The sequence below is a fragment of the Bradyrhizobium zhengyangense genome, from assembly GCF_022012555.1.
GTDB lineage: Bacteria > Pseudomonadota > Alphaproteobacteria > Rhizobiales > Xanthobacteraceae > Bradyrhizobium > Bradyrhizobium zhengyangense.
Genome location: NZ_JAKLTZ010000005.1, coordinates 76,674 through 102,640, shown reverse-complemented (window position 1 = coordinate 102,640; position 25,967 = coordinate 76,674). Strand labels below are relative to the sequence as shown.

The 25,967-nt window shown below is 63.7% G+C and carries 29 protein-coding genes; 13 read left to right on the top strand and 16 right to left on the bottom strand.

What is annotated here, in order from left to right; all coding sequences use genetic code 11:
- Nucleotides 1-65 precede the first annotated feature (65 nt).
- The 3 genes from L6639_RS20650 to L6639_RS20640 all read right to left on the bottom strand — a co-directional run bounded on the left by L6639_RS20650 (nt 66) and on the right by L6639_RS20640 (nt 4,454).
- On the bottom strand, nt 66-1,280 hold the full coding sequence (locus L6639_RS20650; protein WP_237863470.1) for an acyl-CoA dehydrogenase: 1,215 nt from the start codon (nt 1,278-1,280) through the stop codon (nt 66-68).
- Nucleotides 1,281-1,442: 162 nt separating this feature from the next.
- On the bottom strand, nt 1,443-2,519 hold the full coding sequence (ribB, locus tag L6639_RS20645; RefSeq protein ID WP_237863469.1) for a 3,4-dihydroxy-2-butanone-4-phosphate synthase: 1,077 nt from the start codon (nt 2,517-2,519) through the stop codon (nt 1,443-1,445).
- Nucleotides 2,520-2,723: 204 nt separating this feature from the next.
- Nucleotides 2,724-4,454, bottom strand: a complete 1,731-nt coding sequence (locus tag L6639_RS20640) for a cation:proton antiporter (protein ID WP_237863468.1) — start codon at nt 4,452-4,454, stop codon at nt 2,724-2,726.
- 67 nt (nt 4,455-4,521) lie between these two features.
- Between L6639_RS20640 and L6639_RS20635 the strand changes: the two genes are divergently transcribed.
- Nucleotides 4,522-5,049, top strand: coding sequence for a DUF3124 domain-containing protein (locus L6639_RS20635; protein WP_338076551.1), 528 nt, complete (start codon nt 4,522-4,524; stop codon nt 5,047-5,049).
- 255 nt (nt 5,050-5,304) lie between these two features.
- Entirely contained in the window at nt 5,305-6,537 is a 1,233-nt protein-coding gene (locus L6639_RS20630) for an aminotransferase-like domain-containing protein (RefSeq protein WP_237863467.1), read from the top strand.
- Between the two features lie 10 nt (nt 6,538-6,547).
- Here the strand turns inward: L6639_RS20630 and hpaD are convergent, their stop codons facing one another.
- Together hpaD and L6639_RS20620 are read right to left on the bottom strand one after the other, a co-directional pair.
- On the bottom strand, nt 6,548-7,402 hold the full coding sequence (gene hpaD / locus L6639_RS20625; RefSeq protein WP_237863466.1) for a 3,4-dihydroxyphenylacetate 2,3-dioxygenase: 855 nt from the start codon (nt 7,400-7,402) through the stop codon (nt 6,548-6,550).
- 18 nt (nt 7,403-7,420) lie between these two features.
- Nucleotides 7,421-7,693: a helix-turn-helix domain-containing protein gene (locus tag L6639_RS20620; RefSeq protein ID WP_237863465.1), complete on the bottom strand. Its 273-nt coding sequence runs from the start codon at nt 7,691-7,693 to the stop codon at nt 7,421-7,423.
- A 158-nt stretch (nt 7,694-7,851) separates the two neighbouring features.
- On the opposite strand from L6639_RS20620, the gene L6639_RS20615 reads away from it, so the two are divergent.
- The 3 genes from L6639_RS20615 to arsA all read left to right on the top strand — a co-directional run bounded on the left by L6639_RS20615 (nt 7,852) and on the right by arsA (nt 10,797).
- A complete protein-coding gene (locus L6639_RS20615) occupies nt 7,852-8,316 on the top strand; it encodes a hypothetical protein (protein WP_237863464.1) in 465 nt (154 codons plus the stop codon).
- A 93-nt stretch (nt 8,317-8,409) separates the two neighbouring features.
- Nucleotides 8,410-8,625: a hypothetical protein gene (locus L6639_RS20610; RefSeq protein WP_237863463.1), complete on the top strand. Its 216-nt coding sequence runs from the start codon at nt 8,410-8,412 to the stop codon at nt 8,623-8,625.
- Nucleotides 8,626-9,039: 414 nt separating this feature from the next.
- Nucleotides 9,040-10,797, top strand: a complete 1,758-nt coding sequence (arsA, locus tag L6639_RS20605) for an arsenical pump-driving ATPase (protein ID WP_237863462.1) — start codon at nt 9,040-9,042, stop codon at nt 10,795-10,797.
- Nucleotides 10,798-10,912: 115 nt separating this feature from the next.
- On the opposite strand, the gene L6639_RS20600 is transcribed toward arsA, so the two are convergent.
- The 5 genes from L6639_RS20600 to L6639_RS20580 form a co-directional block, all read right to left on the bottom strand.
- Nucleotides 10,913-11,731 carry an aldo/keto reductase gene (locus L6639_RS20600; RefSeq protein ID WP_237863461.1) on the bottom strand — a complete coding sequence of 273 codons (819 nt, stop codon included), beginning with the start codon at nt 11,729-11,731 and terminating at the stop codon, nt 10,913-10,915.
- 149 nt (nt 11,732-11,880) lie between these two features.
- Nucleotides 11,881-13,446 (bottom strand): alkaline phosphatase D family protein, encoded by a 1,566-nt coding sequence (locus L6639_RS20595; protein WP_237863460.1) that lies wholly within the window; start codon nt 13,444-13,446, stop codon nt 11,881-11,883.
- A gap of 292 nt (nt 13,447-13,738) precedes the next feature.
- Nucleotides 13,739-14,158 carry a hypothetical protein gene (locus tag L6639_RS20590; protein WP_237863459.1) on the bottom strand — a complete coding sequence of 140 codons (420 nt, stop codon included), beginning with the start codon at nt 14,156-14,158 and terminating at the stop codon, nt 13,739-13,741.
- Nucleotides 14,159-14,265: 107 nt separating this feature from the next.
- Entirely contained in the window at nt 14,266-15,267 is a 1,002-nt protein-coding gene (locus L6639_RS20585; RefSeq protein ID WP_237863458.1) for an NAD(P)H-dependent flavin oxidoreductase, read from the bottom strand.
- A gap of 65 nt (nt 15,268-15,332) precedes the next feature.
- Nucleotides 15,333-16,070, bottom strand: a complete 738-nt coding sequence (locus tag L6639_RS20580; RefSeq protein ID WP_237863457.1) for an SDR family oxidoreductase — start codon at nt 16,068-16,070, stop codon at nt 15,333-15,335.
- Nucleotides 16,071-16,230: 160 nt separating this feature from the next.
- Between L6639_RS20580 and L6639_RS20575 the strand changes: the two genes are divergently transcribed.
- Nucleotides 16,231-16,689, top strand: a complete 459-nt coding sequence (locus L6639_RS20575; RefSeq protein WP_237863456.1) for a winged helix-turn-helix transcriptional regulator — start codon at nt 16,231-16,233, stop codon at nt 16,687-16,689.
- Nucleotides 16,690-16,695: 6 nt separating this feature from the next.
- Here L6639_RS20575 and L6639_RS20570 read toward each other — a convergent pair whose 3' ends face one another.
- The 4 genes from L6639_RS20570 to L6639_RS20555 all read right to left on the bottom strand — a co-directional run bounded on the left by L6639_RS20570 (nt 16,696) and on the right by L6639_RS20555 (nt 20,206).
- The gene (locus tag L6639_RS20570) at nt 16,696-18,315 is read right to left on the bottom strand and encodes a DHA2 family efflux MFS transporter permease subunit (RefSeq protein WP_237863455.1); all 1,620 of its coding nucleotides are present in this window, start codon (nt 18,313-18,315) and stop codon (nt 16,696-16,698) included.
- Complete coding sequence (locus L6639_RS20565; RefSeq protein ID WP_237863454.1) at nt 18,312-19,469, bottom strand: HlyD family secretion protein; 1,158 nt, start codon at nt 19,467-19,469, stop codon at nt 18,312-18,314. The genes L6639_RS20570 and L6639_RS20565 overlap by 4 nt, the downstream gene beginning before the upstream one ends.
- Before the next feature lie 178 nt (nt 19,470-19,647).
- The gene (locus tag L6639_RS20560; protein ID WP_237863453.1) at nt 19,648-19,806 is read right to left on the bottom strand and encodes a hypothetical protein; all 159 of its coding nucleotides are present in this window, start codon (nt 19,804-19,806) and stop codon (nt 19,648-19,650) included.
- Nucleotides 19,807-19,831: 25 nt separating this feature from the next.
- The gene (locus tag L6639_RS20555; RefSeq protein WP_237863452.1) at nt 19,832-20,206 is read right to left on the bottom strand and encodes a PRC-barrel domain-containing protein; all 375 of its coding nucleotides are present in this window, start codon (nt 20,204-20,206) and stop codon (nt 19,832-19,834) included.
- A gap of 142 nt (nt 20,207-20,348) precedes the next feature.
- Between L6639_RS20555 and L6639_RS20550 the strand changes: the two genes are divergently transcribed.
- From L6639_RS20550 to L6639_RS20520, 7 genes are all read left to right on the top strand, one after another.
- Nucleotides 20,349-22,148 (top strand): thiamine pyrophosphate-requiring protein, encoded by a 1,800-nt coding sequence (locus L6639_RS20550; RefSeq protein ID WP_237863451.1) that lies wholly within the window; start codon nt 20,349-20,351, stop codon nt 22,146-22,148.
- Nucleotides 22,149-22,156: 8 nt separating this feature from the next.
- Entirely contained in the window at nt 22,157-22,384 is a 228-nt protein-coding gene (locus L6639_RS20545; protein ID WP_128953211.1) for a hypothetical protein, read from the top strand.
- 81 nt (nt 22,385-22,465) lie between these two features.
- Entirely contained in the window at nt 22,466-23,017 is a 552-nt protein-coding gene (locus L6639_RS20540) for a DUF4142 domain-containing protein (RefSeq protein ID WP_237863450.1), read from the top strand.
- A 93-nt stretch (nt 23,018-23,110) separates the two neighbouring features.
- The gene (locus tag L6639_RS20535; protein WP_377818837.1) at nt 23,111-24,109 is read left to right on the top strand and encodes an SDR family oxidoreductase; all 999 of its coding nucleotides are present in this window, start codon (nt 23,111-23,113) and stop codon (nt 24,107-24,109) included.
- Nucleotides 24,110-24,190: 81 nt separating this feature from the next.
- Nucleotides 24,191-24,778: a phosphatase PAP2 family protein gene (locus tag L6639_RS20530; protein ID WP_237863449.1), complete on the top strand. Its 588-nt coding sequence runs from the start codon at nt 24,191-24,193 to the stop codon at nt 24,776-24,778.
- Nucleotides 24,771-25,118 carry a DUF3147 family protein gene (locus L6639_RS20525; RefSeq protein WP_237863448.1) on the top strand — a complete coding sequence of 116 codons (348 nt, stop codon included), beginning with the start codon at nt 24,771-24,773 and terminating at the stop codon, nt 25,116-25,118. The genes L6639_RS20530 and L6639_RS20525 overlap by 8 nt, the downstream gene beginning before the upstream one ends.
- The gene (locus tag L6639_RS20520; RefSeq protein ID WP_237863875.1) at nt 25,118-25,567 is read left to right on the top strand and encodes a DUF3147 family protein; all 450 of its coding nucleotides are present in this window, start codon (nt 25,118-25,120) and stop codon (nt 25,565-25,567) included. The genes L6639_RS20525 and L6639_RS20520 overlap by 1 nt, the downstream gene beginning before the upstream one ends.
- A gap of 6 nt (nt 25,568-25,573) precedes the next feature.
- Here the strand turns inward: L6639_RS20520 and L6639_RS20515 are convergent, their stop codons facing one another.
- Nucleotides 25,574-25,768 (bottom strand): hypothetical protein, encoded by a 195-nt coding sequence (locus L6639_RS20515; protein ID WP_237863447.1) that lies wholly within the window; start codon nt 25,766-25,768, stop codon nt 25,574-25,576.
- Nucleotides 25,752-25,910: a hypothetical protein gene (locus L6639_RS20510; RefSeq protein WP_237863446.1), complete on the bottom strand. Its 159-nt coding sequence runs from the start codon at nt 25,908-25,910 to the stop codon at nt 25,752-25,754. The genes L6639_RS20515 and L6639_RS20510 overlap by 17 nt, the downstream gene beginning before the upstream one ends.
- Nucleotides 25,911-25,967 lie beyond the last annotated feature (57 nt).

Here is a 25,967-nt window from a genome sequence, read left to right as displayed (position 1 = left end):
CACCTGGGAATCTCGAGATTCCGGGGTCGATGCTTCGCATCGCCCCGGAATGACGAAGAACGTCTTCAGAAGAACGCCTGAATGCCCGTGATCGCGCGGCCCAGGATCAGGGCGTGAACGTCGTGGGTACCCTCGTAGGTGTTGACCGTCTCGAGGTTATGGACGTGGCGCATCACGTGGAATTCGGCCGAGATGCCGTTGCCGCCGTGCATGTCGCGGGCGACGCGGGCGATGTCGAGGGCCTTGCCGCAATTGTTGCGCTTCATGATCGAGATCATCTCGGGCGCGAACTTGCCCTCGTCCATCAGGCGGCCGACGCGCAAGCTACCCTGCAGGCCCAGCGCGATCTCGGTCTCCATGTCGGCGAGCTTCTTCTGCACCAGCTGGGTCGCGGCCAGCGGCTTGCCGAACTGCTTGCGATCGAGCGTGTACTGGCGGGCGCGATGCATGCAGTCCTCGGCGGCGCCGAGCGCGCCCCAGGAAATGCCGTAGCGGGCGCGGTTGAGACAGCCGAACGGGCCCTTGAGGCCGGAGACGTTGGGCAGCAGCGCGCTTTCCGGGACCACGACACCGTCCATCACGACCTCGCCGGTGATGGAGGCGCGCAAGCTGAGCTTGCTGCCGATCTTCGGCGCGGAGAGGCCCTTCATGCCCTTCTCCAGCACGAAGCCGCGGATCTGGTTGTCGTGTTCGGCCGACTTGGCCCAGATCACGAACACGTCGGCGATTGGCGCATTCGAGATCCACATCTTGCTGCCGGTCAGGCGATAGCCGTCCGAGACCTTCTCAGCGCGGGTCTTCATGCCGGCCGGGTCGGAGCCGGCGTCGGGCTCGGTCAGGCCGAAGCAGCCGACCCACTCGCCGCTGGCGAGCTTCGGCAGATACTTCTTGCGCTGGTTATCGTCGCCATAGGCGTAGATCGGGTACATCACCAGCGAGGACTGCACCGAGTTCATCGAGCGATAGCCGGAGTCCACCCGCTCGATCTCGCGCGCGACGAGGCCGTAGGCCACGTAGCTCGCATTGGCGCAACCAAACTCCTCCGGCAATGTGATGCCGATCAGGCCGAGCTCGCCCATCTCGTTGAAGATCTCGCGATCAGTCTTCTCTTCCAGATAGGCCTTGGTGACGCGCGGCAGCAGCTTGTCCTGGGCGTAGGCTCGCGCCGTGTCGCGCACCATGCGCTCGTCTTCGGTGAGCTGCTCGTCGAGCAGGAACGGATCGTCCCACTGGAAGGAAGCCGCAGCCGGCTTGTCCTTGGTCTGAGGGCGCACGCTCATGAAACGTCCTTTCGGGTCTGGTTCCGTCGGAAAATTGCCGGACAAACTAAAGCGCCGCGGCAACAAGTGCAATTGCGTTGCAGATGTGGGGCCTTGCGTGAATCCCGGGGATGCGCTTCGCGCACCCCGGGGCACGCCAAGCGCGTCCCGGGAATGACAGCGCTAGCTTTCAAGCTGCTCGTTGGCGACGATCTCGATGCCGAAGCCGGAGAGGCCCTTGTAGTCGTGCACCGACGAGGTGAGATGGCGGATCGAGGTGACGCCGAGATCGCGCAGGATCTGCGCGCCGACGCCGACCTCGCGCCACTGGCGGTTGCGGTCGGCCTCCGTTGCCGTCTCATCCGGCAGTGGCGATACCGGAACGCCGGCAGCGCCATCGCGCAAGTACACCAGCACGCCGCGGCCGGACTTCTTGAAGTGCTCAAGCACGGTCGCCATGCGCTTGTGGCCGGTAAAGGTATCCTTGACGATATTCGGCTTGTGGAAGCGCGTCAGCACGTTCTTGCCGTCGCCGACACCATTATAGACGAAGGCGACGTGGGCAATGGAATCGAACGGCGAGCGGTAGGCATAGCCCTGAAGCGCCCCGATCGGGCTGTCGGTCGTGAAGGTCGAGACCCGCTCGATCAGCTTTTCGCGCGCCTGCCGGTAGGCGATCATGTCGGCGATGGTGACGTGCTTCAGCTTGTGCCTGGCGGCGAATTGGGCGACCTGCTCGCCCTTCATCACGCTGCCGTCGTCGTTCATCAGTTCGCTGATGACGCCGACCGGCGGAAGTCCTGAGAGCTTGCACAGATCGACCGCGGCCTCGGTATGGCCGGAGCGCAGCAGCACGCCGCCGTCCTTGGCGATCAGCGGGAAGATATGGCCGGGGCGGGCGAAGTCGTTGGCGCCGGCATTGGGATTGGACAGCGCGCGGCAGCAGGAGGCGCGCTCCTCGGCCGAGATGCCGGTGCCGCCGTCCGGCTTGTAGTCGATCGAGACCGTGAACGCGGTGGTGTGCGCGGAATCGTTGTGGGCGACCATCGGATCGAGCCGCAGCCGGCGCGCATCCTCGGTGGTGATGGGCGCGCAGACGATGCCGGAGGTGTGCCGGATAATGAAGGCCATCTTTTCCGCCGTGCAGAATGAGGCGGCAACGATCAGATCGCCCTCGCCTTCGCGATCCTCGTCGTCGGTCACGACGACGAGCTCGCCCCTGGCAAAGGCCTGCAAAACTTCCTGGACGGTATCGGGCATGTCCCAATCTCTATTGGTTACGGGCCGGCGGCTTCACGGACGCCCTAGCCGGGATCGCCTTAGCTGGACTTGGAGCCCGACGCTAGTGTCCTGGATGCAACCGCATATGCCCGGAGCCGCCTCCCCCGGCCAGGCTTTCAGGCTTGCACCGAAGATACCAGCGATATAGGCGCACGCCGGCCAGACGGAAGACGGCCCCAGCGATCAGGGCAGCACCTCGCCCCGCTCGCCCAGCCGAGCATCGAGCTCGGCGCGCTTGTCGGCCAGCAGGCCGGCCTGGGCCGCCTCGATCACCGTCAACAATTCATGAGCGTCGCTGAGCCGGGTCACGGTCACGTAGCTGGCGCCGGCCGCATAGAGCTCGCCGACGTCGGAGAGGAGATCGGCCGTGGCGACGATCGAGGCATTCGGATTGAGGGAGCGGACATGGCGGACCAGCTTCTCGTTGCTGGCGCCCTTGAGCAGCGCGTCCGGTACGCTGAGGATGATCATCTCGGATTTGCCGATCCCGGCATGGAGCAGCGTATCGACGTTGCTGATATCGCCATAGATCACGTGCAGGCCGCGCGAAAGCAGGGTCTGGTACACATTGGGGTTGAAGTCGACCACCGTGATCTGTTCCAGCAGCACCGGCGCCTGCCGCTCGATCTCGGCCAGCAGCGCGCTCGCCGCGCGGAAAAAGCCGAGGATGACGATGCGGCGAGCCTCGCCATGGCCGCCCTCGTGGCCCTCTTCGGCATGGCCGTTGCCGTGATCGAGATCGCGGAGGCCAATCCGCTTGAGCGGGCCGATGGCCCAGCGGGTGATCTCGTCGCTGCGCGTCATGACGAAGGTCGAAAGCACGGCCAGCACCACGAAGGCGAAGGAAGCCGCATTCGCCGTTTCGGCTGCGATGTGGTTGTCGGCGACGCCGGTCTGGATCACCACCAGCGAGAACTCGGAGATCTGCGCCAGATTGATCGCGGGCAGCAGGCTCGCGCGCAGGCCCTGCTTCATCAGATAAAGCGGCGTGAAGGTGGTGACGACACGGCTCACCACCGTGAACGCAGCGATCATCAGCGCCAGCCCGATCACCGAAAGGCTGGGCACCGGAATGGTCATGCCCAGCGCCACGAAGAACAGCGTGATGAAGAAGTCGCGCAGCGTCGTCACCTTGGCCGTAACGTCGAGTGCGTAGGGAAAGGTCGACAGCGAGACACCGGCGATCAGGGCACCCATCTCGCGCGACAGCGAGAGCTGCTCGGCGGTCTCGGCGACGAGAAAGCACCAGGCAAGCGCCCCGAGCAGGATCAGCTCGGGCCGGCGGGCGATCTGGTGGAACAGCCGCGGCAGCACGTAGCGGCTGACCAGCAGCGCGGCGGCGACCAGCACCGCGACGCGGCCGATCGAAAGCAGGATCACACTAATCTGCAGATTGGCCAGGCTAGGCTGCACCGCCAGGAACAGAATTGCAAAAATGTCCTGGAGCACCAGCACGCCGAGCGTGATGCGGCCGGGCAAGGTGTCGAGCTCGCGCTTCTCGTAGAGCACCTTGACGATGATGACGGTCGAGGACAGCGCGCAGGCAATGCAGAGATAGAGCGCATCGAAATGGCCGCCGCCGAGCGAAAGCCCAAGACCTGCAAAGAACAGGATGCCGAGCAGGCAGCCGCCGAGCAGCTGGCCGCCGGCCGCGAACAGGATCACCTTGCCCGCCCGCACGATCTTCTTGAGGTCGATCTCGAGGCCGATCATGAACAGCATGAAGATCAGGCCGAGCTCGGAGATGACGCTGATCGATTCCTGCGACTTGACCCAGCCGGCGCCGAATGGACCTATGCAGAAGCCGGCGATAAGGTAGGCCAGGATCAGCGGTTGCCGGGAGAAATGAGCGAGCAGGCCCAGCATCCAGGCAAACAGAATACAGAGAGTGATGTCGCGAATGAGCTCGTGCATGCCAGACCGGTCCGTTTTGCCGCACCCTAGAGACCGCGTGCAGCGCGGCAAACGAGCAATTCGTCACATGCGGGCGAGCCTCGCCGCCGCAATGCTGCTATGCCCCCTCGCCTGCGCCGGCCCAGCCGCCGCGCAGCCCAAAGTGAACCTTGAACAGACTTTTGCCGATTCGCTCACGGCGATGCCGAAGGAGGAACTCGCTGTCTCCGGCGGCTTCTACGTGCCCGCCTATTCGAGCGTGGCGATGAGCCAGGGCAAGCTGCGGGTCGATTTCTCGGTGACGCTGAGCGTCCACAACGCCTCGGAGACGCAAGCCCTGGTGGTCCGGCGCATCGCCTATTTCGACACCGCGGGCAAGCAGGTCGAGAGCTATCTGAAGACACCGGTCGCGGTGAAGCCGCTCGCCACCATCTCGGTCGTCATTCCGACAGATGACGTGCGCGGCGGGACCGGCGCCAATTTCATCGTCGACTGGGCCGCCACGGGCGAGATCGCCGAGCCTGTGGTCGAGGCCCTGATGGTCGGCGGCGTCGCCAATGCGCATTACGCTTTCATCAGCCAGGGTCGTCCGACCAGGACGGTGGGCAAGAAATAAAGCGGCCACTGCTTCGAGCCAGTGGCGTCGCGCCCTCGAATCGAAAACCCGAAAACAACCCCATGCACAGTAGCCGCCTCAGTGAAATCAACGCCTTGTTCGCATGCGCGACGGAGATGCGGATTTTACGAATTTTGTTTGACGCGTCGGGCAAAACACTGGCATGATGTCATCATCGAAATCGCCGTGCCGGTCGGCACCAAGCCGGCCGCCCAATAAAAACAACGCTCGATAAAAGCAACGAGGAACACTCCCATGACGTCCAGCTTCGATTTCGCACCCCTGTTTCCCGCAGGGCTGCCGGCCCCTTCTGCGCGCTGGACAGGCCTTGCCAAATACAGCTTTGTCGGCGGCAATAACGATTCCGAACAGGTGCCGCTCGACGAGCTGATCGAAGCGGCCAATCAAGCCTTGCGACGCGAGGGCCGCTCGCTTGCGACCTATGGCCTGGCGCATGGCCCGCAGGGTTACATCCCCCTGCGCGAATTCCTGGTGACAAAGCTGAAGCGCGATGCCGGAATCAGCTGCACGACCGACGATCTCATGATCGTTTCGGGCTCGCTGCAGGCGCTCGACCTCGTCAACAATACGCTGCTTTCGCGCGGCGACACCGTGATCGTCGAGCAGGAAACGTATCAGGGAGCGCTGCAGCGGCTGACGCGGCTGGGCGTCAACACCGTCGGCGTTCCCCTCGACGACGACGGCATGCGGATGGACGCGCTGGCCTCCACGCTCGCCGACCTCAAGAGCCGCGGCATCCGGCCCAAATACATCTACACCATCCCGACCGTGCAGAACCCGACCGGCAGCATCATGCCGGAGGGCCGCCGCGCCGAACTGCTGCGCCTGGCGGCCGAATATGGCGTGCCCGTCTTCGAGGACGATTGCTATGCCGATCTGGTCTGGTCCGGACAACGGCCGCCAGCGCTCTACGCGATGAGCCAGAATGGCGGGGTGATCCATGTCGGCTCGTTCTCGAAGTCGATCGCGCCGGCGCTGCGCGTCGGCTTCATCGTGGCGCCCTGGGATGTGATGTCGCGAATGCTGGCGCTGAAGACGGATGCCGGCTCCGGCGCGCTGGAGCAGATGGTGCTCGCCACCTATTGCAAGCCGCACTTCGCAAGCCATGTGCCGGCGCTGTCCAAGGCGCTGCGCACCAAGCTCGACACGCTGATGGAAGCCCTCAACGAGCAGTTTGGAACCGCGGCCGAATTTAGGGAACCCAAGGGCGGCATCTTCCTATGGGTGAAGCTGCCCGACCAGGTCGATACGCTCAAACTTTATCAGGCTGCGCTTGCCGCCGGCGTCTCGATCAATCCGGGGCCGGAATGGTCGACCAACAAAGGCTATTCAAGCTCGCGCCTGCGGCTGTGCTTTGCGAGCCCTTCGCATCAGCAGATCCGCGACGGCGTCGCCGTGCTGGCCGACGTCTGCCGCAAGGAGTTCGGCGTGCCCTCGCGCAGCGCCAATGTGGAGAAACGGGCCTGACGCCAGCGTGTCAGGTGTCGACGTGGAATTCCACGGTAACCTGGCCGCTTCCGGACGAGGGGAAATAGTCACACAGTTGTTCTGCCGTCCCGCGATAATCGTACCACCCGAGCGCGGCGAACAGCATGATCGTATCAGCCATGCCGCCCTCGCCATTGCATTTGGTGGCGTAGTCCGGGAGCATATCCAGGAACTCGCGATAGCGGCGGGCCTGCCATAGCTCGAGCACGCGCAAATCGACCTGACGATTGAATTCGCTGGCAACCGACGTCCATGCCTCGGGCCCCAGCTTCTTGTTCGGCCAGAGCCGATGCGAGAGCGATCCGCTGGCGAGAATTGCGACCCGTTCACCGGATTGGTCGATAGCCCGCCGCGTGGCTTCGCCGAGCAGCCGACTCTCCTCGAATGACGTGAACAGCGGCGAGGCGACGGAGACCACCTTCGCGAAGCCGTCCGGGTTCATGTAGTGCATTGGCACGATGGTGCCGTATTCCAGCCCGAGGCTTGCGACCTGGTGTGCGGTCACGTTGAGATCTGCGTCGGATGCCCTGTCCGCGATCGCCTTGGCGAGGTCGGTATCACCGGGCAGATCGTAGCGCAGATCCTGGATCATCTGCGGCGCCTCGTGGCTGGTGAACGCGCCGCGATGCCGCTCGTTGGCGTTGATGTGGTAGCCGAAATTGGAGAGCCAATGGGTGTCGAACACCACGAAGCAGGTGACGCCGCGCTCTCTCGCCCGTCGCCCGAGCTCGCGCAGGGACGCGACCGCCGGCTCGCGCGCCGCGCGCAACGGGCTGCCTGATATCTCCGACAGCATGAGGGAAGGAACATGGGTGACCTTCGCCGCGAGGACGAGCTGGCCCATAGAGGTCACCTCGAGGTGTCAGGCTGCCTGAGGCTGGCTGCCGTGGATTGCCGAGGCAAGCCGAAGCAACAGGACGATCGAGACATTGCCCTTGCCGGCCTCGATCTGGGCGATATAGCGCTCCGAAATGCCGGAGCGTCGGGCCAGCTCCCGGCGCGACAGCTCGCAACGGGCGCGGGACGACTTCAGGCGCTCGCCCAGCTCGGCCAGAAACGCGGTCTCGGAATAAGGCGGCGCGGCACGGCTCCCCGGCAGCACCTCACCCGCGAAATCCATGACTTGATTCAGCATCGCTCTCACCACGTTCGCCTTCGGGAAGCGTTATCTTACCCTCCGCACGCACGGCCTCATTGACGCGGATCAAATTCGCGCGCGATTGGGGCCGGCCGTGGACGATCGCAAAGGGAATGCTAGACTTTGGAATTGTTCGAGGCGGGGCCTTTCGGGACATGATGCGTTATTTGAGCCGCTGGACCACGGCGGCGGTGCTTTGGATTGCATTCACTTCGCTGGCGGGTGCCGAAACGCTCGCGGCGACGGTCGAGCAATGGGGCCTGCTCGGCTCATGGGCGGTCGATTGCACTGTCCGACCCGACCGCGACAAGGGCGCGGTGCTCACTTACGAAATCCGCGGGGATGGCCGGGTGATGTATCGGCGCGATTTCGGCGACACCAGGGACGAGAACGAGGTCGTGTCCGCCACCGTCAATGCCGAAGGCCTGCTCAACCTGATGGTCTACTTCCCCACGCTGCATCAGACCCGCCAATTCGGATTGCTGCTTGCGAAGGACGGCAGCCTGCGCGCGATCTACAATCGCAGCGAGCGCGGCGAGTACACGATCAGGGACGGCAAATACGTCAAGACTGGCGTGCCGACGCTTCCACAGCAACGCTGCAGTCAGCAATCGTCCTGATCCTGAACATCCATTCAGAATTCTCTTCCCGTTCCTTCGGAACGTTCAAACGTATGCGCCGTTCTCAATTGCATTACGTTGGAGGAGGACATCATGAAGAAGCTTGGTTATGTCGTTGCCGCTTTGGGTGCGCTTGCGGTTGCGGCGCCGACGCTGGCGAGTGCCGAGACCATCGTGGTCGGGCACGAGCATCACGGCTACGGCGCCCGCGCCGAAATGCGCGAGCATCGCGACAATGGCTGGCATCGTGGCTGGCATCATCACGACCGTGTCGTGGTGATCAGGCACGGCCATCACCACATGTACTAATGCGCAACGCAAATGGAAATGGCCCCTCGCGGGGCCATTTCTTTGCGTTGAAAGCATGCCGCAAGTTTTTGAGTTAGATCAATCCGCTGGTTTGTGTCGGACCTATTAATTGGCGGCCCCTAGCAAAAAGGGGAGGGCATCGACCATGAAATCGAATCCACTTAGGCCGCACACCCCTGACGATGATCCAGAACCCGGAACGCCAGGTACCGCCGAAGACCTCTGTCCCGAATGCGCGGGAACCGGAAAAGTGGCAGACAAGGTGACTGGCAAAGAGAGTGCTTGCGAACGCTGCGACGGTACCGGCATCATCATCCAGGGCGTCGGGTAGTGCTCGACGCGATGCAATTCCCGGGTCGCCACTTCCACAAGGGGCATCCCGCATAACCGCATGCGACCCAGGTACGAGTTTTGATGCTTCACTTTCGCGCGCTAGACGCTCCGACATTCTTTCTCTTCTTTACTGGCAAGGGCGGCGTCGGCAAGACCTCGCTAGCCTGTGCTACCGCTATCGGTCTGGCCGACCGTGGATCGCGTGTCCTCCTCGTCAGCACCGATCCTGCATCGAACCTCGACGAGATGCTGGAAGTCAGGCTAACAGATAGTCCCGCGCCGGTGCCGAACGCGGCCGGGCTCTTCGCGATGAATATCGACCCGGAGACCGCAGCCGAAAACTATCGAACCCGCGTGCTCGAACAGCTAGGGCCCTCGGTTACTGCTGAGGAGAAATCGACCGTACGCGAGCAACTTTCCGGCGCTTGCACGACCGAAATAGCCGCCTTCGACGAGTTCGTCGGCCTGCTGGATGGCGATATGGCGGGGTTCGACCATATCATTTTCGATACGGCCCCGACCGGCCACACGTTGCGGCTTCTTAGCTTGCCCAAGGCATGGACCGGCTTTCTGAAGGACAACGACCGTGGGGCATCCTGTCTCGGCCCACATTCAGGTTTGAAGATGCAGGAGGATCGATTTCGACAGGCGCTTCAAGCGTTGGGCGATCCCAAGCGGACCACCGTTGTCTTGGTCACCCGCGCCGATCGGAGCGCGATCCGCGAGGCGGCTCGAACTTCGGGCGAACTCGATGCGCTCAATCTCTCGAACCAGACTCTCGCTGTGAACGGACGCTTTCACGCCACGGACCCTACTGATGTTGTGGCAGTCGCCCTTGAGAAGGAGCAGGACGAGGCTCTCGCCTCGATGCCAGCGTCGCTGACGAAACTGCCGCGAGACGAAATCCCATTGTTCGGTTTTGACATCGTGGGCCTCACGGCCCTCAGGCGGGTGTTGGCGCCATCCAATCCACCGCCTCCGAATAAGGCCGCCGAACAAGATGCCAAGCCGATCGACTTGCCGGGCCTCGACCGGTTGGTCGATGACATCGCCCAAGGAAAGCATGGCCTCATCATGGTCATGGGCAAGGGCGGCGTCGGAAAGACGACGATTGCCGCTGCCATCGCTGTGGGACTTGCCAAGCGCGGACACGCCGTTCACCTCAGCACGACAGACCCCGCCGCCCATATCAATTTCGTGGTTGATGGCGTGATGCCGGGCCTGACGGTGGATCGGATCGATCCCCGGGTTGAGACGGAACGCTATGTCGCAAAAATACTGGCGAGCCGTGGCCGCGACCTAGACGAGCAGGGCAAGGCGCTTCTGCTTGAGGACCTGGCTTCGCCATGCACTGAGGAAGTCGCTGTGTTTCATGCCTTCTCGCACGTTGTTGCGGAGGCGCGAAGCGCCTTTGTGGTCCTCGATACGGCTCCAACAGGCCACACCCTACTGCTGCTCGATGCGACTGGCGCTTATCATCGCCAGATGACAAGCCAACTAGAACCGAGCGGACCGGGGCGTATTGTTACCCCGCTGATGAGGCTGCAGGACCCCACCCACACCCGGGTGGTCCTGGTAACTCTGCCAGAGACAACTCCAGTTTCAGAGGCGGCTGCTCTTCAGCAAGACCTGCGGCGTGCCGGTATCGAGCCATTTGGTTGGGTCATCAACAAGTGCCTCGTCGCTTCGGGACCTCACGATCCCTTGCTGCGGTCGCGGCTGGCGAGAGAGCGGACGCAGATTGCTCGCGTTCGGGACGGTCTGGCAGAACGGTCATACATGGTTGGCTGGCAAAGCAAGCCTCCTGTCGGCGTTGAGGAGCTTGAGGCGCTGTCATAATTGACCCGCTCCCTGATGATGTCCACTCAGGGGCGCAAGCAGGAGTGCTCTGATGAAGCATAGGATTTCTGCTTGCTCCCGAAAGCCGACATCGGCGCCTTTATCGGTACACGCCCTAATCCCACTCAGGCCCGAAGCCGGGATTGACGCAGCGCCTGTCCTTCGGCAGCGCGGCGATCTTCTTGCGATCGGCATCATCCAACTCGATCTTCAGCGCATCCAGATTGGCCTGCTGGCTCTCGCGGCGTGACGCCTTCGGGATCGCGGCGACGCCGTCCTGGTCGAGCAGCCATTTCAATGCGACCTGAGCCGCGCTCGCATTGTGCTTGGCGCCGATCTCGGCGAGCACCGGGTCGGTGGCAAAGCGTCCCTGCGCCAGCGGGCAATAGGCGACCAGCGGGATCGACTTCGCCCTGAGATAGGCCAGCACCTTCGATTGATCCAGCATCGCGTGATATTCGACCTGGTTGCAGGCGATCGGCGCCTTGATGTCCTCGACCGCGATCTTGAGCAGCGCCGTGGTGAAATTGGCAACGCCGATCGCCCGCGTCCGCCCCTCCTCCTTCAGCTTCATCAAGGTCTCGAACACCGCGCCCCAGTTCGCCGATCTCGACGGCCAGTGAACGAGATAGAGGTCGACATGGTCGAGCCCGAGCTTCTTCAGGCTGGCGTCGAAGGCGCGGCGGATCGCATCCGGGCTGAGATTCTCGTGCCACACCTTGGTCGTGATGTGCAGCTCGCCGCGCGGCACGGAGCTAGCGGCGAGCGCGGCGCCGATCGCCTCCTCGTTGGCATACATTTCTGCGGTGTCGATGTGGCGATAGCCGATCGACAGCGCGCTCTCGACCGCTTCACGGCAGACATCGCCCTGCATGCGGAAGGTCCCGAGGCCGAGCTTGGGCATGCTGATGCCCTGTGTTTTCAGATTGTCCATAGAACAGGCTCCCTGAGGCATTTCAGCCCGCCGGATGCGCGCGGCGATGCCGCGTGAGCAGACTCTTCGGTGAGGGAAAAGAGGTGGCGGGAACGGGCATCATAGCGCGGCTGGCGCGGGACGGCCAATCAAGATCGGGTTAGCACTCCTCACAAATGCTGCGCCACCACCGCGGGACGCGCCTGCGGTTGAGGCATGATGTCGACCGACCAGAGGTCGCGATTGTCGACGTCCTTCAAGGTCACCGTCATCACGCCGCTCACGCCATCGATGTCGACCCGGCCGAAGAACTGCAGGCCGAAGCAGGGTGCGAGATTCTCGCCCTGGGCTTCGCTACACCCATTCCGGTACATCGCCACGGGGCCGAACGTGTTGTCGAGCTCGCCGGGGCCCCAGGTGCCGGCATGGAGCGGACCGGAAACGAACTCCCAGAACGGCTCGAAATCCTGGAATTGCGCCTTGTTCGGATCGTAGTAATGCGCGGCGGTGTAGTGCATGTCGGCGGTGAGCCAGACGATGTTGCGGACACCGGCGCGCTTGATCGAGCCGAGCAGATCGGCGATCTCGTGCTCGCGCCGGTCAGGCGGCCCATCGCCGAGCGCGACGGCATCGAGACTGATCAGGCCGATCGGCAAATCGGCTGCAATCACCTTCCAGGTCGCCCGCGAGGCGGCGAGCTCGCGCTTCAGCCAGGCAAGCTGCTCGGCGCCGAGAATCCAGCCGCGATGATCGCCGCCCTTGTTCCAGGTGTCGTCGCGATAGCTGCGCATGTCGATCATGAAGACGTCGAGCAGCGGCCCGTAGGCGATCTTGCGATACACCCGCCCCTGCCGCGGGCCGAGATCCCTGATCGGCATGAAGTCGAAGAAGGCGCGGCGGGCGCGCGCGACCAGGCGCGGCGTGCCGTCGTCCTCAAAGCCGGCCTCGTCATAGCTACCCTTGGGCGACCAATCGTTGGTGACCTCGTGATCATCCCATTGCGCGAACATCGGCACCTCGGCGTGGAAGGCCCGAAAATGCGCGTCGATATGATTGTATTTGTAGTTGCCACGGAATTGCGCCAGCGTGTGCGCGACCTCCGATTTCTCCTCGGTCACGACGTTGCGCCAGATCTCGCCGTTCGGCAGCTTCTGCTCCGAGGGAATCGTGCAGTCCGCATAGATGTGATCGCCGGAGTGAATGAAGAAATCCGGTCTGTTGTCGAGCATGGTGCGATAGCTGCGATAGCCGCCGCGCGAGATGTCGATGCCCCAGCCCTGCCCCGCGACGTCGCCCGACCACAGGAACGAAATCGACTGGCCGGCGGCCGGCGCGGTGCGGAAATGGCCGATGCGGCTTTCGCCGGCGATGCCGGTCGCGATGTCGTCGAAGCGCACGCGATAGAAGATGTCCTGCCCGGGCGGCAGGTCGTCGAGCAAAAGCTTTGCGGTGAAGTCTGCGTCCGGCAGAGCATCAGTTGACGCCGAGGCGATGATGGTCTTGAAGCTCTCGACGGTCGAACACTCCACCTGCATCCGGGCGGGCCGGTCGGCGCGCGCCCAGATCACGGCCGAGCCGTCCGAGATATCGCCGGACTGGATGCCGCCCGCGATCTGCGGCCGATCGGCGGCGCGGCTGATGCCGGGTTTTGCGAGCGAGGCGATGGCGAGAGAGGATGTGGAGCGAACCAGGAACTGCCGCCGGGTCCATGCGCGCGAAGCGCGGTGCGTTGCCATCAAGGAAACCTTCGTCGAATCGCGACGGAAGGTGCCTGCGTCGTTTGACGACGAGCTTACGGTTTCCTGACTCGGGGCCTACGGTTTTGCGACGGGGAGGTGACGGGCCGGATGCAGCCGCGAGCCGCCGTGCTCCCTCGCCCCGTTCTTACGGGGAGAGGGTTGGGGTGAGGGGCGCTATCCGCGATCACGCTGGGAGTTGGACTCGCGGAGAGTCCCCCTCACCCGGAATCCGCGCTGCGCACGCATTCCGGCCTCTCCCCGCACGCGGGGAGAGGCGAAGAGAAGCGCGTCAGTGTTTCCAGTTGCAGATGCCGCCGGAACGGCAGGGCCAGGTCTGGATGCGCGTGTCCATCGCCTGCGCGTCCAGCGGATTGCCGTGGCGATGCGCGAGCTTGGTTCGGGCGGCGCCGCGCGGCTGTGTGCTCTTGCTGTGAGCGATCTTCGGTTCTGAGACGTGCACGCGTTCGGCCGCGACCTTCTTCGGCACGTCGACCGGTTCTGCACGAGCTTGCGCCTCGTTACCGCCCTTCGCTTCCATCGCAACAGGGGCGAATTGCGTTTCGGGCCCGAGCCGCTTCGGCGACAGCACGGCCTTGGAGAGATCGAGACCGAGATATTCGTCAGGCTTGTAGTCGTCAGCGCGCGCGATACCGCCCACTGCGAGCACGAGGGCAATGGCAACCGCAAAGGGAACGCTTTTCAGGACCACGGACGCCTCCTGAAATTGATTGTTAAGGAGTAATTTACTCCTATTTAGGAGGCGCCGCGTGCATTTCCAGCGGCCAGATGCGGCCGTGGTTAAGAAGTTTGGCGGTGTCAGGCGACCTTTTGCGTCGCACCCGTCCCATCCAGGAACCCGATCAGCCTGTTACGGATGATTTGTTCCGCCTCCGCCATGATGCGATCGACCAATTCCTTGCAGCTGGGGATGTCGTGGATGAGACCTGCGACCATGCCGCAGCTCCAGGCGCCGGCATCCATCTGCCCCTCCAGCATGATCTTGGGATAGACGCCTGCGACCTGGTCGTGGATGTCGTCGATCGTGAGCTTGTCGCCCTTCGTGCGCTCGATCTCGAGCAAGCGATCGACATTGGCGTTCTTCAGCACCCGCTCGGTGTTGCGCAGGGCGCGCATGATCAGGCGGGTGTCGAGCTCGGTCGCCGCGACCAGCGCGTTCTTCACGTTCTGATGGACCGGCGCTTCCTTGGTGGCGATGAAACGCGTGCCCATGTTCATGCCGGCCGCGCCGAGCGACAGGGCTGCGACGAGGCTGCGCCCGTCGGCCATGCCGCCGGAGGCCACGAACGGGATCTTCAATTCCTCCGCCGCGCGCGGCAGCAGGATCATATTGGGAATGTCGTCCTCGCCGGGATGGCCGCCGCACTCGAAGCCGTCGACGCTGACGGCGTCGCAGCCGATCCGCTCGGCCTTCAGCGAATGCCGCACCGAGGTGCATTTGTGGATCACCTTGATGCCGGCCGCTTTCAGCGCCGGCATGTATTGCTCCGGGCTGCGGCCCGCGGTCTCCACCGCCTTGATGCCACCCTCGACGATGGCGGCGATATATTCCGGATAGGGCGGCGCCGCGAAAGTCGGCAGGAAGGTGAGGTTCACGCCGAACGGCTTGTCCGTCATGTCGCGGCAGCGCGCGATCTCCTTGGCCAGCAGCTCCGGCGTCTTCTGTGTGAGACCGGTGATGATGCCGAGCCCGCCGGCATTGGAGACGGCCGCAGCCAGCTCGGCAAAGCCGACGAAATGCATGCCGCCCTGGATGATGGGATGCTCGATGCCGAACAGTTCGGTGATCGCGGTCTTCACTTAATTCTCCTCCCCGGAACTTTGCTTGATGTTGCGTCCAGTCTAGCCGGACTTTTGCGCCGCGGTCACCATTTCTCGCCGAAGGGGCGGATCTCCATTTCGAAGGTCCAGGCACTCTTCGGCTGCTGATAGAGCTGCCAATAGGAATCGGCGACGGCCGACGGCGGCATCAGCAGATCAGGATTGTCGAGCGCGTTGGGGCCGAGCGCCTCGAGACGGCGCTGCCGCACCCATTCGGTATCGACCCCGGAATCGATGATGAGATGGGCGACGTGGATATTCTTCGGCCCGAGCTCGCGCGCCATCGCCTGCGCCACGGCGCGCAAGCCAAACTTGGCGCTGGCAAAGGCGGCAAAGCCGCTGCCGCCGCGCAAGCTCGCCGTCGCGCCGGTGAAGAAGATGTTGCCGGCACCGCGCGGCAGCATCAGCCGCGCCGCTTCGCGCCCCGCGAGAAAGCCGGAATAGCAGGCCATCTCCCACACTTTCCGAAACACGCGCTCGGTGGTGTCGAGAACAGGGAAATTGACGTTGGCGCCGACATTGAAGATGCAGACTTCCAGCGGCGCATGCTTGTCGGCATCGGTGAGGAAGGAGATGACCTCCTCCTCTTTCCGCGCGTCCAGCGAGCGCGCGTGGATCTCGCCGCCGGCGGCTTCGATGTCCTTCACCAGCGGCGCGAGCTTGTCGCCATTGCGACGGCCGGCAAAGACAGTGAATCCCTCGGCGGCAAATTTCTTGGCAATCTCAGAGCCGATGAAATCGCCGGCGCCGATCACGGCCGCGGTCGCGTTTCGCTTGGGCAAGGTCGCCTCCTCCGGTGAGCGTATGATTGAGCTGGAGGCTATAGTTCTAAAATAGAACTGTCAAACTTCCCTGCCGAATGTTAGCCTATCGTACAAATTGCGCTGATCATTCAAGTCAGTTCCTTTTTCTGACTGACGAGGCCGTGGTGGAGACAGGATCATGAAATGGGACACGCTGGATGAGGAGCCCTGCTCGCTCTCCCGCACCGTCGCCGTGGTCGGCGACCGCTGGACGCTCTTGATCCTGCGCGAATGTTTTCTGCGCGTGCGCCGCTTCGAGGCGTTCCAGTCCTCGCTCCAGATCACGCGGCATCTGCTATCCGAACGGCTGAAGAAGCTGGTCCGCTTCGGCATCCTGCGCCGCGTCCCCTATTCCGAGGCGCCGAAGCGCTACGAATACATCCTGACGCAGAAGGGCCTCGACCTCTATCCTGTTATCATGGCGATGGTGCATTGGGGCGACACCCACATGGGCGACGAGCGCGGCCGCCCGCTGCTGCACGAGCACAAGAGTTGCGGCAAGCAGTTCGATCCCGTGATGGTGTGCTCGGAATGCGGCGAGCCGCTGCATGCCAAGCAGGTGCATGTTCATGCGGGGCCGGGGGCGACGAGGCGCTGACGCAGCCTAGTGTCCCCGCGCCGGCGCGCCGAGATCGATCGGGCGCAGCACGGCTGCGGTCGGAATCATCAGCACGGCGACGATCGCGAGCGTCCAGAACACGTCGATATAAGCGAGGAAGTCGACCTGCTGCTGGAGGGTTTTGCCGACCCACGCGACAGCCTGCGAGGCGGCATCGCTCGCGTTCGAGCCCTGGGCCTGGAAGTAGCGCGTCATCGCGTCGATGGTCTGCTGGTAGCCGAGGTCGGAGGGCGCGGCGTGTTCGATCAGGCGGCTCTGATGGAATTGCTGGCGCTGCGCAAGGATCGTCTGCGCCAGCGCGACACCCATGGAGCCACCGATGTTGCGGGCGACGTTGATCAGCGCGGAGGCCTGGTTGGTCTTGTCAGGCGGCACGCCGTCATAGGAGGCGGTCGTCACCGGCAGGAACAGGAAGGGAAGACCGATGGCGAGGAAGATGCGGGCCAGCGCCGCGTAGCCGTAGGTGATGTCGCCATTGAGCCCGGTCAGATGCCACATCGAGAACGCCACGACCGCGGCGCCGAACATGATGAGATATTTCGGCTGCACGGTGCTGACGAGCCTGCCGACCACGGGCATCAGCATCAAGGTTGCAATGCCGCCGGGCGATAACGCGAGGCCGGCCAGCAGCGCGGTATAATTCAGCTCGGTCTGGAGCAGTTGCGGCAAGATCTGCGTGGTCGAGATCAGCACCGCGCCGGTGCCGAGCATGACCAGGAAGCAGGCGGCGAACTGCCGCCGGCCGAGCAGCCGGAGATCGATGATCGGCTCTTCGCGCGTCAGCTCCCACGGGATCAGTGCGAGCAGCGACACCGCGGACAGCACCGCGAAGAAGACGATCATGTTGGAGCCGAACCAGTCGTTGCGCTGGCCTTCGTCGAGCACATATTCGAGCGAGCCGAGCCCGATGGCGACCAGCGCGAAGCCGATATAGTCGACCCGCAGGCCCTTGCTCAGCAGCTTCTCCCGCTCCTCCTCCGCACCCGATGGTTCCTTGACCAGCGAACCGACCAGGAACAGCGAGAGCATGCCCATCGGCACGTTGATCAGGAACACCCAATGCCAGCTGTAGGTATCGGTGATCCATCCGCCGAGCGTCGGACCGATCACCGGTGCGACGACCACGGCGACGCCGTAGATGGCAAAGGCCTGGCCCCGCTTCGCCGGCGGGAAGGAGTCGGCGAGGATCGCCTGCTCGCTGGTCGCCATGCCCCCGCCACCGAGGCCTTGCAGGATGCGGAACAGCACCAGCGCCTCGAGATTCCAGGCGAAGCCGCACAACAGCGACGCCACAGAGAAGGTCGCCACGCAGATCATGTAAAAGCGCTTGCGGCCGATCACTGTCGACAGCCAGCCCGAGATCGACAGCACGATGGCGTTGGCGACGAGATAGCTGGTGATGACGTAGGTGCTCTCGTCGATGCCGACGGCGAGACCGCCGGCGATGTGGCGCAACGCGACATTGGCGATGGTGGTGTCGAGCACCTCCATGAAGGTCGCGATCGAGACCACGAAAGCGATGAGATAAGGATTGTGCCCACCGGCCGCCGAGCGCTCCGGCGACCAGGCACCAGTGGACGCGCCGTCTTGCGTGGCGTCGGTCATCGCACCTTGGTCCAGGGCACGACCGACATGCCAGGGCCAACGGGCAGATCCGCCGGCCAGGTGTCGACCAGGATCTTCACCGGCACGCGCTGCACCACCTTGACGTAATTGCCGGTGGCATTCTCCGCGGGCAGCAGGCTGAACGCGGTGCCGGAGCCCGGCTGCACGGAATCGACATGGCCGGTCAGCTTGCGCCCGGGATAGGCGTCGATGCGGATCTCGACCGGCTGGCCTGGCCGCATGTCGGCGAGTTGCGTCTCCTTGTAATTGGCGACGATCCAGACATCGTCGGGGACGAACATCATCAGGCTCTGCCCCGCCGTGACGAACGTGCCCTTGGCGCCCGACAGCTTGACGACGCGGCCGGACTGGGCCGCGACGACGCTGGTGTATTGCAGGTTCAGCCTGGCCTGATCGAGCTGCGCCTGCGACTGCTCGAGTTGCGCCTTGGCACCTTCCAGCTGGGCCTGTAGCGTCTTGATGCCGACCTGGGCAACCGCCACCGCGGTCCTGCTACGCTCGGTGTTGGCTTGTTGCGACTGGAGGTCGGAGCGGGTCTGCTGTTGACGCTGCACGGTGCCGGCGCCCTTCTCGACCAGATCCTGTGCGCGGTTGAACTCCTCCTGCGAGAACTGCAGCTGCGCTTGCGCCTGCTCGAGCTGCGCCTGGGCCTGCTTGATCTGCTCCGCTTGCGAATCGATCTGCGCCGCGACATTGGCGATGTTGGCCTTGGAGACCTCGACCTGCGCTAGAGCCTGATCGACGGCGATGCGATAATCGCGCTCGTCGATCCTGGCGAGAATATCCCCGGCGTTGACGTGCTGATTGTCCGTCACCGGGATGTCAGTCACGTAGCCGCCGACCTTCGAGGTCACGGAGAAGCTGCGGGCGGCGACGAAGGCGTCGTCGGTGGATTCGTAGTGCCGGACCTGGAGCCAATAGAGCAGCCCGCCGACCAGAGCCGCGATCAGCACGATGGCGCCGACGGTTGCGAGCAGCCAATGCTCGGCAATCCGCTCGCGCAGCGTCGGAGCCTTGTCCGGCTTCGCCGGCTGCTCCTTGGTCTCGTGCTTGGCATCAGGCGAAGTCTTTGGAGCTTCCACCTTCTGCGGCTGCTCCGCGGACGGCCCACGCTCCCGGGTTTGAGCATCCACTGCGAATACCTCGATCGGGATTTTTGACTGGCGTGGTGCGCACACGCCGGCAGCCTAACCGCAGCCTCAAGGCATGGTTCCGGCCCGCGGGAGCACCGCTGTCATTCGTGAATGCATCGCACGGAAAAGAAGCGCGGCACTGTTCCCGCCGCGCTTCACCGATGGCATTCGCACTGAGTCAGTGCGTCTTGGTCTCGTGCCATTTCTCCAGGTCCGGCTTCTTGTCGCCGGACTTCTGCTCCTTCTCCGGATTGCCCTGCCAGGGCCTGTCCGTCTGGGCGTGCGATCCCCAGTCGTTCTGAGTCCGGGGATCGTCGGTGGGCTTTTCCTTGCTCATCGGGTCTCCCTCTCTCTGTCGCGGATCAAGCGAAGGGAACGCCGTAATAGGCATTGATGCCGCGCGTGGCGGCGTCATCGCTCCAGTTCCAGTCGCTGCGCTCGCCAAATTTCGGCGCGTCTTCGAGCGCCTTGGCGGTGATTCCGGTGACATAGCCACCGAGGTCGGTGTCGTATTTCAGCGACTGCCAGGGCAACGGATAGTGATCGTTGCCGAGCCCTAAAAATCCGCCGAAGCCGAGCACGGCATAGGACACCCTGCCGCTGACCTTGTCGATCATTACGCGCTCGATCGAGCCAATACGGTTGCGATCGGCACCATAGACCGATGTTCCCTCGACCTTGTCGCTGCCGATCAGACGGCCCATCTCGCTGCGGTCCATCTCGCCTTGATTCAACATGTCTGTTCTCCACTCAGCCGATGTGGGGATCAACTTGCGCGACCGGGCGATCGTTCCCGAAAGCAACTGCGACCAAACAGGAACATCGCCGGGAACGCGCTGTTCTTGGTTTTCCATCCAAGGAAACCGGGAGCCGTCCACGATGTCCGAGACCGTCTCCGACTTCATCGTCCAGCGTCTGCATCAATGGGGCGTACGTCACATCTTCGGTTACCCCGGCGATGGCATCAATGGCGTGTTCGGCGCGCTGAACCGGGCTGAAGCCAGGGACGAGACCAAAATCGGCTTCGTGCAGGCCCGCCACGAGGAGATGGCGGCGTTCATGGCGTCAGCCTATGCGAAATTCTCCGGCGAGCTTGGCGTCTGCATCGCGACCTCTGGCCCCGGCGCCTCGCATCTCATCACCGGGCTCTACGACGCACTGCTCGATCACCAGCCGGTGCTGGCGATCGTCGGTCAGCAGGCGCGAAACGCGCTGGGCGGGAGCTATCAGCAGGAACTCGATCTCGTCTCGATGTTCAAGGACGTTGCCGGCGCCTATGTCGCACAGGCCTCCTCATCCGCCCAAGTGCGGCATCTGATCGACCGCGCGGTGCGGATCGCGCTCGCACGCCGGGCCCCCACGGCGATCATCCTGCCGAGCGACCTCCAGGAAGAACCCTATGACGGGCCTCCGCGCGCGCACGGCACCTTGCATTCCGGTGTCGGCTACAGCGCACCCCGAATGCTGCCGCGCGACGTCGAGCTCGATCGTGCCGCGGAGGTGCTCAATGCCGGCAAGAAGGTCGCGATGCTGATCGGTGCCGGCGCACTGCACGCCACTGACGAAGTGATTGCGGTCGCCGATCGCCTGTCCGCCGGCTGCGCCAAGGCTCTCCTCGGCAAGGCGGCGCTGCCGGACGACCTGCCCTGGGTGACTGGCTCGATCGGCTTGCTCGGCACTGAGCCCAGCTACACCATGATGATGGAATGCGACACGCTGCTGATGGTCGGCTCTGCTTTCCCTTACGCAGAATTCCTTCCCAAGGAAGGTGCCGCGCGCGGCGTTCAGATCGACATCGACGCCGGCATGACGTCGATCCGCTTCCCCATGGAGGTCAGCCTGGTCGGCGATGCCGCGGAGACTTTGCGGAGCCTGCTGCCGCGGCTCGCACCCAAGAGCGACGGCGCCTGGCGCAAGGGCATCGCGGATGACGTCGCCAAATGGTGGACAACGCTGGACGGCCGCGCGCATCAGCCTGCCGCACCGATCAATCCGCAGCTCGTCGCCTGGGAACTGTCGCCGCGCCTGCCCGAGAACGCCATCATCACCAGCGATTCCGGCTCCTGCGCCAACTGGTTTGCGCGCGATCTCAAGATCCGGCGCGGCATGACGGCCTCGCTCTCCGGCGGCCTCGCCTCGATGGGTGCCGCCGTGCCTTACGCGCTGGCCGCGAAATATGCCCATCCTGACCGCCCCGTGATCGCACTGGTCGGCGACGGCGCCATGCAGATGAACAACATGGCCGAGCTGATCACGGCCGCCAAATACTGGCGATCCTGGCGCGATCCGCGCTTCGTCGTCTGCGTCTTCAACAATGAAGATCTCAACCAGGTCACCTGGGAGCAGCGCATCATCAATGGCGATCCCAAATTCGAGGCCTCCCAGCGCATCCCCGACGTGCCCTATTCGCGCTTCGCGGAGATGATCGGCCTCACCGGCATCTTCGTCGACAGCCCGCAACTGCTCGGCTCGGCCTGGGACCAGGCGCTGGCAAGCGAGAAACCGGTCGTGTTGGAGGTGAAGACCGATCCCGAGGTGCCCCCGCTGCCGCCGCACATCACCTTGCAGCAGGCGAAGAACTTCTCGCTCGCCTTGATGAAGGGCGATCCCAACGAGAGCGGCGTGATCAAGGGCGCAGCACGGCAGGTGCTGGAAAAGATCCTGCCCGGAAAGGAATGAGGTGAACCATGAGCGACTTTCGCGACATTCAACACGGCGTCAACGACCCCGTCGACGGCGTCGACGTGAAGCGTCAGATCAACACCAACCAGACGCCGCACGAGCGGGCGCAGCGTCATGCCGACGTGCGAGCCGAACCGTCGGCCTCGCCGTCCGAGCCGTTCCTCCCCGAGCGACTGCGGCGAAAGCCGACCGATCCGATCAATCCCCGCACCGGCCGACATCCGACGGATTAGGAACCTCGGTCCCGAACCTGTGTTGATCGCCACAAAGCCCGGCGCGGCAGGTGCCGCGTGGTTAATCAGAGGGACCGGATCATGAAACGTACCGTCATCGCCTTTGCCTGCATGCTTCTTGCAGGCCCAGCTCTTGCCCAGTCGCTCGGCGAGAAGACCGGCGTCAATTCGGCGCTCGGCGTCGCGCCTGCGACCGCAGATTTCGTCAAGGAGGTCGCCGTCAGCGACATGTTCGAGATCGAGTCGAGCAAGCTCGCCGAGCAGAAGGGCAATGCGCCGGAGAAGCGCTTTGCGCAGCAAATGGTCACCGATCACACCAAGACCAGCGGCGAGCTCAAGGCGCTCGTTAGCGACGGCAAGGTGCAGGCGACCTTGCCGACGGCGCTCGATAGCTCGCACCAGAGCAAGCTCGACAAGCTCAAGGGCGCCTCCGGCAAGGACTTCAGCTCGGACTACAACTCCTACCAGGTGAGCGCGCATGAGGATGCGATCTCGCTATTCGACCGCTACGCGAAGGGCGGCGACAATGCCGCGCTGAAGGATTGGGCCGGCAAGACGCTACCGGCGCTCAGGCATCATCTCGATATGGCCAAGGAGCTTGGCAGGGCGCCGAGCGTCGGGCAGTCGAAGTAAGACCTTTTACGGGGACATCGGCTCAGCCGGCGTCCCTTAATAGCAACGATGCGTCTCTCCGCGGGTTTGGACTGCAAACTCGCGGAGACCCTCATGGCACATCAAAACAAGACTGCAATATCCCGCCGGCAAATCGTCCGCGCGGCGAGCGCCACGCTTGCTGCGGCTTCGCTGGCACCTTCGACAGCGAAAGGAAGCACTATGGCCGAGCAGGACCTGATCGATCCCGTCACCCGCTATCCGAAGCCGCCATTCAAGAAGCAATCGCAGCCCTGGCCCGGCCTCGCCGGCAAGATGGAGCCGCAGCCGGATCACGGCGAGAGCAGTTACAAAGGTTCCGGCCGGCTCAAAGGCCGCAAGGCGCTGATCACCGGCGGCGATTCCGGCATGGGCCGGGCGGCCGCGATCGCCTATGCACGCGAAGGCGCCGACGTCGCCATCAACTATCTGCCGGCGGAGGAGCCCGACGCGCAGGAGGTGATCGCATTGATCAAGAAGGAAGGTCGCACCGCCCTTGCGATCCCCGGCGACCTCAAGGACGAAACGTTCTGCAAGAAGCTGGTCGAACAGACGGTGCAGGGCCTCGGCGGTCTCGACATCATCGTCAACAACGCGGCACGCCAGCAGACGCGCGCCTCCATCCTCGACGTCTCGTCGGAGGATTTCGACGCAACCATGAAGACCAACATCTACGCGCCATTCTGGATTATCAAGGCGGCGCTGCCGCATCTCAAACCCGGGTCCTGTATCATCGGCACGACATCCGAGCAGGCTTACGATCCCTCACCGGATCTCTACGACTACGCACAGACCAAGGCGGCGACGATGAACTACGTGAAGTCGCTGGCAAAGCAGCTCGCCTCGAAGGGCATTCGTGTCAACGGCGTTGCGCCGGGACCGATCTGGACGCCGCTCCAGGTCTCCGGCGGCGCCACGATGGAGAAGCTAGAAAAGTTCGGCGGGATGACGCCGCTTGGTCGCCCTGGTCAACCCGCAGAACTGGCCTCGATCTACGTGCAGCTTGCCGCGGCCGATGCGAGTTATGCGACCGGCCAGGTCTATGGCTCTGCGGGCGGATCGGGCCAACCGTAACGCCTCAGCTTGGGGAACGATCATCGATCGTTCGGCTTTACAAAACTGTCATGGAGAACCTTTCGCCAAGACCTTGGATCAATGGCGCCAGTAACAGTCAACCCCACGCGGACCGATATCGCGATCGCGAATGAGATCGCCGAGCATACCAACCCGGAGCTCGAGCAGACTGCCAAAGCGTTGACCTGGGGCGCGGACGAGCATGTGCTGCTCGCCCTCGCCGCTGCCGGATGGCTGTACGCGAGAATGCGACCTGCCGAAGAGCGCCGTGCGGCCAACCATATCCTCGCGGTGTCGCTGGTAACGGCGATCCTTCCTCACGTCCTGAAATCCGCGTTCAATCAGGTCAGGCCTGATCGGCTGACGATGCAAGGCCATCGCCGCGGCGTCCCGTTCTCGGGACAGGCGCGCGATGCCTTTCCGTCAGGCCATGCCGTGCATATGGGCGCGCTGGCATCCGCTGCGGGCCTGCTGCCGCCGCCTCGGCGACGTCTCGTGCGCGGCATCGCCGTAGGACTCTCGCTGACCCGCATCGCTCTGCTGGCGCATTGGGCCAGCGATGTGGTGGCAGGCTTCACGCTGGGCATCGCCATCGAGCGGATGCTGCGACCGTTGACGCTGGCAAGGTGGAACACCGATCCTGGAAAATGCGAGCGCGGTCATGACTGAGTATGTCGTCCGCTTCATCGCCGGCGGCGTGATCGTGACCGCATTTGCAATTCTTGCTGACATGCTGCGGCCCAAGAGCTTTGCTGGCCTGTTCGGCGCGGCGCCGTCGGTGGCGCTGGCGACGCTGAGCATCGCCGTCGTTCAACACGGCCCCCAATATGCCGCGGCGGAAAGCCGAACCATGATCTATGGCGCCGCAGCCCTCGCCTGCTACAGCATCGCGGTCTGCCACCTCCTGATGAGATTTCGCTTCACGGCGCTGCCTGCCACGATCATCGCTTCCGTCATTTGGCTTGCGGTCGCCTTCGGCCTGCTCGCTGGTCTCGGAGGGGCGGCGTGATGCTGGTCAAATTGTCATCATCGGCTCTGAGGCAAACGCGCTGGTACGAGTACGGCATTCGTTTCCTGCTCGGCGGATTGGCGACAGTTTTCACCGGCCTCGTCAGCACGCGCTTTGGCGTGGCCATCGGCGGGCTCTTCCTCGCCCTCCCCGCCATCTTCTGCGCCAGCGCGACGCTGATCGAGAGTCACGAGCGCCGAGCCAAAGAGAGGGCTGGTCTTGGCGGGCGGCGACGCGGGCAGCAGGCTGCGGCTCTCGATGCTGCGGGGGCTGGCCTCGGAAGCATTGGTCTCGCCGCGTTTGCCGCGACCTTCTACGCTCTGGTCACGACGAGCGTGATCGGGGCGTTCGCGGGCGCCATCCTGGTATGGGCCGCCGTTTCCGCGGCTTCGTGGTGGTTGAGGCGAAAGCTTCGCATCACCTCTCACATCACGCAGGCAAAACGCTGAGGGCGTTCAGCGAGAAGCGACCGCCGCTTCCCGCACCATCAGGAAATCGTGCATCTCCGCTGCGCTTTGCAACTGTTCGAGGCGGGCCACGAGGGCGTCGCGCTGCCCACCGTCCGGCAGTCGCGACAGCTCGCCTTCAAGCCGTAGCCTCTGCGCCTCGAGACGTTGTTCGAATGTGTGGGGTTCAGAACGTCTTCGCATCATCTGTCCTTGGTGGCTGCAGGCCCGGGCTGTTGGCCCAGCGTTCGACCTGCTCCATGACCTTCTGGTGGCTGGGGCGCACCGGCTTTGGTCCTTCGCGCTCCTCGGAAAGCTTGCGGGGTAACCTGACTTCATCCGTCATGGCCAATCTCCCTTTCCAAGAGAATGCACCAGATCGCGAGTCGTTTCAATATTAACT

Excerpts from the sequence above, each read along its gene's own strand:
- L6639_RS20510 (WP_237863446.1), bottom strand. The coding sequence starts at position 25,910 with ATGACGGATGAAGTCAGGTTACCCCGCAAGCTTTCCGAGGAGCGCGAA.
- L6639_RS20540 (WP_237863450.1), top strand. The coding sequence starts at position 22,466 with ATGAAACGTACCGTCATCGCCTTTGCCTGCATGCTTCTTGCAGGCCCA.
- L6639_RS20555 (WP_237863452.1), bottom strand. The coding sequence starts at position 20,206 with ATGTTGAATCAAGGCGAGATGGACCGCAGCGAGATGGGCCGTCTGATC.
- L6639_RS20550 (WP_237863451.1), top strand. The coding sequence starts at position 20,349 with ATGTCCGAGACCGTCTCCGACTTCATCGTCCAGCGTCTGCATCAATGG.
- L6639_RS20600 (WP_237863461.1), bottom strand. The coding sequence starts at position 11,731 with ATGGACAATCTGAAAACACAGGGCATCAGCATGCCCAAGCTCGGCCTC.
- L6639_RS20560 (WP_237863453.1), bottom strand. The coding sequence starts at position 19,806 with ATGAGCAAGGAAAAGCCCACCGACGATCCCCGGACTCAGAACGACTGG.
- L6639_RS20530 (WP_237863449.1), top strand. The coding sequence starts at position 24,191 with ATGGCGCCAGTAACAGTCAACCCCACGCGGACCGATATCGCGATCGCG.
- L6639_RS20525 (WP_237863448.1), top strand. The coding sequence starts at position 24,771 with ATGACTGAGTATGTCGTCCGCTTCATCGCCGGCGGCGTGATCGTGACC.
- L6639_RS20545 (WP_128953211.1), top strand. The coding sequence starts at position 22,157 with ATGAGCGACTTTCGCGACATTCAACACGGCGTCAACGACCCCGTCGAC.
- L6639_RS20515 (WP_237863447.1), bottom strand. The coding sequence starts at position 25,768 with ATGCGAAGACGTTCTGAACCCCACACATTCGAACAACGTCTCGAGGCG.
- ribB (WP_237863469.1), bottom strand. The coding sequence starts at position 2,519 with ATGCCCGATACCGTCCAGGAAGTTTTGCAGGCCTTTGCCAGGGGCGAG.
- L6639_RS20575 (WP_237863456.1), top strand. The coding sequence starts at position 16,231 with ATGAAATGGGACACGCTGGATGAGGAGCCCTGCTCGCTCTCCCGCACC.
- L6639_RS20650 (WP_237863470.1), bottom strand. The coding sequence starts at position 1,280 with ATGAGCGTGCGCCCTCAGACCAAGGACAAGCCGGCTGCGGCTTCCTTC.
- L6639_RS20520 (WP_237863875.1), top strand. The coding sequence starts at position 25,118 with ATGCTGGTCAAATTGTCATCATCGGCTCTGAGGCAAACGCGCTGGTAC.
- L6639_RS20595 (WP_237863460.1), bottom strand. The coding sequence starts at position 13,446 with ATGGCAACGCACCGCGCTTCGCGCGCATGGACCCGGCGGCAGTTCCTG.
- L6639_RS20635 (WP_338076551.1), top strand. The coding sequence starts at position 4,522 with ATGCGGGCGAGCCTCGCCGCCGCAATGCTGCTATGCCCCCTCGCCTGC.
- hpaD (WP_237863466.1), bottom strand. The coding sequence starts at position 7,402 with ATGGGCCAGCTCGTCCTCGCGGCGAAGGTCACCCATGTTCCTTCCCTC.
- L6639_RS20570 (WP_237863455.1), bottom strand. The coding sequence starts at position 18,315 with ATGACCGACGCCACGCAAGACGGCGCGTCCACTGGTGCCTGGTCGCCG.
- L6639_RS20535 (WP_377818837.1), top strand. The coding sequence starts at position 23,111 with ATGGCACATCAAAACAAGACTGCAATATCCCGCCGGCAAATCGTCCGC.
- L6639_RS20630 (WP_237863467.1), top strand. The coding sequence starts at position 5,305 with ATGACGTCCAGCTTCGATTTCGCACCCCTGTTTCCCGCAGGGCTGCCG.
- L6639_RS20615 (WP_237863464.1), top strand. The coding sequence starts at position 7,852 with ATGATGCGTTATTTGAGCCGCTGGACCACGGCGGCGGTGCTTTGGATT.
- L6639_RS20620 (WP_237863465.1), bottom strand. The coding sequence starts at position 7,693 with ATGCTGAATCAAGTCATGGATTTCGCGGGTGAGGTGCTGCCGGGGAGC.
- L6639_RS20640 (WP_237863468.1), bottom strand. The coding sequence starts at position 4,454 with ATGCACGAGCTCATTCGCGACATCACTCTCTGTATTCTGTTTGCCTGG.
- L6639_RS20610 (WP_237863463.1), top strand. The coding sequence starts at position 8,410 with ATGAAGAAGCTTGGTTATGTCGTTGCCGCTTTGGGTGCGCTTGCGGTT.
- arsA (WP_237863462.1), top strand. The coding sequence starts at position 9,040 with ATGCTTCACTTTCGCGCGCTAGACGCTCCGACATTCTTTCTCTTCTTT.